Origin of the sequence: Peribacillus asahii, from assembly GCF_003570725.1 — a bacterium.
Taxonomy (GTDB): Bacteria; Bacillota; Bacilli; order Bacillales; family DSM-1321; genus Peribacillus; species Peribacillus asahii.
In genome coordinates this window covers 1-4,864 of sequence record NZ_QWVS01000081.1, presented here as the reverse complement: position 1 = coordinate 4,864, position 4,864 = coordinate 1, and the positions used below count along the sequence as shown (strand labels likewise).

The following is a 4,864-nucleotide window of genomic DNA, read 5'->3' as shown; positions in this document are numbered from 1 at the left end:
TCCTTTTTCTTTCTTCTTCTCTTCTTGCTCCTTTTTCTTCTCCTCTTGCTCTTTCTTCTTCTCCTGCTCTTCCTCTTTCTTCCGCTGTTCACTAAGCTGTTTTTCTATCGCTGCTAAACCAAATTCTTTTTGGGACAATTCCGTAGTAGACTTAGAGAGTATTTCTTTAAAAACTTTTGTAACAGTAGCGCCACTTGATTCTACTAAATAATGATTTTCATCCGTTTTATCATATCCCATCCAAACTGCTCCAACAATTTCTGGGGTATATCCTACAAACCAGTGGTCTTTTGATCCGCCGTCTGCATGAGCAAAAGGAAGCTCTGTTGTACCCGTTTTACCGGCTACTTCCCAGCCCTCCACTTGCGCCTTTACTCCTGTGCCTTCTTCCACAACCCCTTTGAGCATATAGGTTATTTTCTGAGCAACTGAAGGATCTGTAACTTTTGTAGCATTACTGTGCCATTTTCCAACGACCTTTCCGTCCGCATCTTCAATTTTTTGAATAGAATGTGCTTCTACCCTGACACCATTATTAGGAAAGACAGAAAACGCTTGAGCCATCAATAAAGGAGATACCCCTTCGCTCATCCCTCCAAGTGCGATACCTGGAGTATAATCCTCTTCTTTTAATGGAATACCGAAACGCTCCAACGCATTCGTACCATATTTCAACCCCATTCTCTCCAATAACCATACAGGCGGGATGTTATAGGAATGTACCAGCGCTTCATACATGGTTACTTCTCCATGGAATTGTTTATCAGCGTTCATTGGTTGATAGCCATCGATATTAATAGGTGAATCTTGTAATCTATCAAAGATTTCGTATCCTTGTTCTAAAGCAGGAGTATAGGCAGCCAGCGGTTTCATTGTAGACCCTGGTTGTCGTTTTAATTGAGTAGCATGATTAAACCCTCGAAAAGTATGTTCCCCTCTCCCTCCAACAAGTGCGTTAATTCCGCCAGTTGAGGGGTTGATGAATACGGCTCCACTTTGAATCAACTGATCTGATTGGCTTTCAGGAAACATCACTTCATCCTTATACACCTGTTCAGCTACAGTTTGTATCGTAGGATTTAATTCTGTAAAAATATGTAATCCACCTGAAAGAACCTCATTTTCTGTAAGATCGTATTTTTTTATAGCTTCCTCAATAATATGGTCTACATAATAAGGATATTTCCCCTTATAGTCATCAATCTTTTTGCCCTCTAAGACAATAGGCTTTTCCTTTGTCTTTTCTACATCATTTTGACTGATGTATCCTTCCTTTTCCATCAATGATAATACGACATCTCTCCGTTCAACGGACCGGTCCATATCTTTAAATGGAGATAAAATAGAAGGTGCCTTAATCAACCCTGCGAGCATAGCTGACTCACCTAGTGTTAATTCGCTAACATCTTTGCCAAAGTACGTTTGAGCAGCACGCTGAATGCCCCACGCTCCTTCACCAAAATAAATCTGATTTAAGTACCGTTCCATAATTTCATCTTTAGAATAGGTTTGTTCAATTTTTTTCGTAAAAATAAGTTCTTTAAACTTTCGTGTATACGTACGTTCTTGTGTTAAAAAAGCATTTTTGGCTAACTGCTGAGTAACCGTACTTCCACCCGCCACAATTTCACCGCTTAGTGTATTTCGAGCCAATGCCCGAACCATGGCTATATAATTAATTCCACCGTGCTTATAAAAACGCTGATCTTCTGTTGCAATAACAGCATGAATCACGTCTTTTGGAATCTGTTTGATACTCACTCCTTCAATATTAGAAACAGCAATCTTACTAGCCACATCTCCATTTTGATCATAAATAATAGTTGGCTGCGGAGCCGGCTTTTCTAGTTTGCTAACATCACTTCTCCAAATAAAAATATTCAGTATAAGAAAACAACATAAGGCCATTGTTACAGCCGCTATTACAATCTTCACCTTCATGCCTTTAGAATTCAGCTTACTCCAAATCCTATTAGATGATTTCCTTTGCTTCCTTCTTTCCATTCTTCCCACGTTTTATTCCTACCTTCTAGTCTGAGGATGTTGCTGCATAAAGGTTATTGTGAAATATGAGAGATAGGTAGGTCAATAGGACATAAGTAATCTAATTTCTCTTCATAGAATGTAAACTATATATCAAAAGTTATATAAGAATTTTTATAGCGGATACCAAACATAACACCTAACCAGTCAATTATTCTCACGACCTAGATTAAAAAAATCAATAAACAAAAGGACATTACATATTTTGTAATGCCCTTTCTTGTTCAACGAAAGCCCGTATCCTTACCTCACTCTTTTGAATTACCTTTATTATTTATGAACAAAATGAACTAAATAGAAAAATTGTTTTTATTTGGTATAAAATATTCTACAGTAATTTACATAATTGTAGTTTTTGAAAACAAATAGGAGGTAAGTTACAAAGGTGAACGTTTTATCCCTTCAAGAGCTAGAGTATAAAATTGACGTCTTAAGAACCCTTATGATTGCTGTAGGAAAATCAAAAGGACTTAACCATCCTAGTACAATTAAATTCAGTCAAGAGTTAGATGTTTTATTAAACGTATATCAAAAAAATCAATTGAAATAATCTATTCTTCTATACAATTATTTTTGGCTAGATCCTCCCTTCTTTAAATTTTAAAAAGCCACTGTTCAAGTAACTCCGGATTTAATATACATGCGAGAGGCGATAAACACTAAATTTTATACAGTTACTTCTCCATTTTGCTCATCCGCTATTCTTCTTCTCAAAAGTTCAACAATGTTAATAGGGATTTTGTTCTTTTGGGCAATATTTAAAACTGCCATAATCTTCTCCGCTAATTCTTTGAGGAAGAAATTAAGTTATGAGTAAAGCTGTTTTGAACTTTATATACAAGGTACATTTATTTTCCTTTTTTATACACTAGAGTATGAAATATATAGGGGGATTAACATGAATGAAGAGCTTCAAAAATTAATCAATAATTTAATTCAAATTGAACATGTTTCAACAACACTATATCTTGCAATGTCTGCATATATGGGCAGGCTGAACTTAACCGGCATGGCACACTGGTTGCGTTTACAATCAGAAGAAGAACGAACTCATATGCTCAAACTGATTGATTATGTGGTCGATAAAGATGGAACTGTACAACTCAATAATATTCCTGCCCAACCTACTGACTTTGGGACACCACTAGAAACGTTCCAAAAGGTATTAGCTCATGAACAATTCGTTACAAACGCTTACCGTCAAGCGTTTAATTATGTAAATAAAGTAGACCCCCAGGCTTCGGTTATTATACAAGACTTTTTAAGAGAGCAAATAGATGAAGAAGCGCAAAGTCTAACGATTGTTAATCGTCTAAAGCTTGCTGAAAATAACCCAGCTGCCCTCTTATTATTAGATCAGGAATTAGGAAGAAGAACCAATGCACCAGGGGCACCTGCCGCTGGTTGAACAAACTAGGAACATCAGGAGTTTACATAAAAAGGACCTCCATTTTGGGGTCTTTTTTATGTACGAACTGATTTTAGAAGCACACTCTCTCTTCCGCTTAATTAGTGAGATGTCTCCTCTCAATTAACTTAAGCAATCGTTATATATGAACGCCTCTGCTTCGTTTAAATAAAAATCTTCACAACATCACAGACCGAATAATACGAAGGCTTTCTAGAGATAATAGGTGATGAAGAATGAATATGAGGAGGCTAATCGAAGTGAAGACAAACAAACAGCAGCAAAATAATAAACTAAACAGTACAGAACAAGTTGTCCAAAATAAAACTGACAATTCGCAGATAAAAGAAAGTGTCTCTGCCTCAAAAGATGGATTTCGTTATGATTACGATGATTCTTCAGACGTATAACCTAAATGTTAATTACACCCTTGAGCGAGCTTGAACCGCATATTAAAATGCGGTTCATTCATATATTATAAGCCTCCTGTTAGTTCAACAAAGCATTCCTTCTATCAAAACCGTGCAATTATCATTTTAAATCAGTGAAAACAACCATTATCTATTTAGACTTTTTCATAAGAGGTGAAAAGATGGATTTTCCAACAATCCATACAAATTTTTGGGATGCTGTTATAGCTATTCCAGTTATAATGATTATTACTCAACTTTTAAAAATCTTTTTACATATTCCTTCAAAATTTGTCCCAACCATAGCTTTAGCTCTTGGTTTAATCATTTCCGTTTTCATTAGTCATCGACATAATTTACTTGCTGGCATTTTCATGGGATGGTTTTACGGCTATGCAGCTATCGGAAATTACGCTGCTTTAAAAACTACTATTATTAATTTTAGAAAGAAAAATAAATCATCTTAGTACAAGCTCAAAGGGCGAATTGGACAGATTTTCACTTTATTCAGTGAAATTCCTTCCTTAATTCATCTGTCATTTGTTCTACTAACTCAGGTCTTCCATGAAACTGAGCAGGCGTATTTTGAAACAGTTTAATACGCCATTCTCCATCAATTTTTACAGAACTTTCCGAACGAGAAAGCCCATTACGGTGCGTTAGCACCCCCTTTAGGGATGGGATGAAGGTGAGGTCAGATACGGAGTGCCACAAAAAATCGAAGATTTGTGGTACTTCAAGTATCTGAAATGAATAAAGCCTAGACAAGAGTTTTCTCTTGTTTTTTTATTTTTCACTATTGTATAATTATAGAAACAAATGTTCGGGAAGAAGGCGGGTAAAGTGGATGATATAAAAGAAAAAAGCGATACCTACCATAAAGGTTTTAAATTTCGTTTATACCCAACAAACGAACAAACTATTCAATTCAATAAAACGATTGGATGCTGCCGGTATTCGTTTAATTTGGCATTAAAAAAACAAAAAGAGAAAGACTTTCTAT

Annotated in this window: 6 protein-coding genes and 1 pseudogene; 5 read left to right on the top strand and 2 right to left on the bottom strand. The window is 35.9% G+C overall.

The features are described from left to right. Window positions 1–2,004, bottom strand: a 2,004-nt coding sequence (locus D1953_RS20945; RefSeq protein WP_182480708.1) for a transglycosylase domain-containing protein, incomplete at its 3' end; no start/stop codon positions are given. A 424-nt stretch (window positions 2,005–2,428) separates the two neighbouring features. On the opposite strand from D1953_RS20945, the gene D1953_RS20940 reads away from it, so the two are divergent. From D1953_RS20940 to D1953_RS20930, 4 genes are all read left to right on the top strand, one after another. Next, entirely contained in the window at window positions 2,429–2,593 is a 165-nt protein-coding gene (locus D1953_RS20940; protein ID WP_245980305.1) for an aspartyl-phosphate phosphatase Spo0E family protein, read from the top strand. Window positions 2,594–2,941: 348 nt separating this feature from the next. Then, a complete protein-coding gene (locus D1953_RS20935) occupies window positions 2,942–3,451 on the top strand; it encodes a ferritin (RefSeq protein WP_119119076.1) in 510 nt (169 codons plus the stop codon). Between the two features lie 260 nt (window positions 3,452–3,711). Then, window positions 3,712–3,861 (top strand): hypothetical protein, encoded by a 150-nt coding sequence (locus D1953_RS21525; protein WP_182480707.1) that lies wholly within the window; start codon window positions 3,712–3,714, stop codon window positions 3,859–3,861. 182 nt (window positions 3,862–4,043) lie between these two features. After that, window positions 4,044–4,328 carry a hypothetical protein gene (locus tag D1953_RS20930; RefSeq protein WP_119119075.1) on the top strand — a complete coding sequence of 95 codons (285 nt, stop codon included), beginning with the start codon at window positions 4,044–4,046 and terminating at the stop codon, window positions 4,326–4,328. Window positions 4,329–4,368: 40 nt separating this feature from the next. Here D1953_RS20930 and D1953_RS20925 read toward each other — a convergent pair. Next, window positions 4,369–4,488: pseudogene (locus D1953_RS20925) on the bottom strand (SgcJ/EcaC family oxidoreductase); the annotation flags it as partial. 192 nt (window positions 4,489–4,680) lie between these two features. Here D1953_RS20925 and D1953_RS20920 point away from each other — a divergent pair. After that, the coding region (locus D1953_RS20920) for a helix-turn-helix domain-containing protein (RefSeq protein WP_220453384.1) at window positions 4,681–4,864 on the top strand (184 nt) is incomplete at its 3' end.

What these genes read in the sequence shown, in the direction of transcription:
- D1953_RS20935 (WP_119119076.1), top strand. Translation starts at nt 2,942, where the DNA reads ATGAATGAAGAGCTTCAAAAATTAATCAATAATTTAATTCAAATTGAA.
- D1953_RS20930 (WP_119119075.1), top strand. Translation starts at nt 4,044, where the DNA reads ATGGATTTTCCAACAATCCATACAAATTTTTGGGATGCTGTTATAGCT.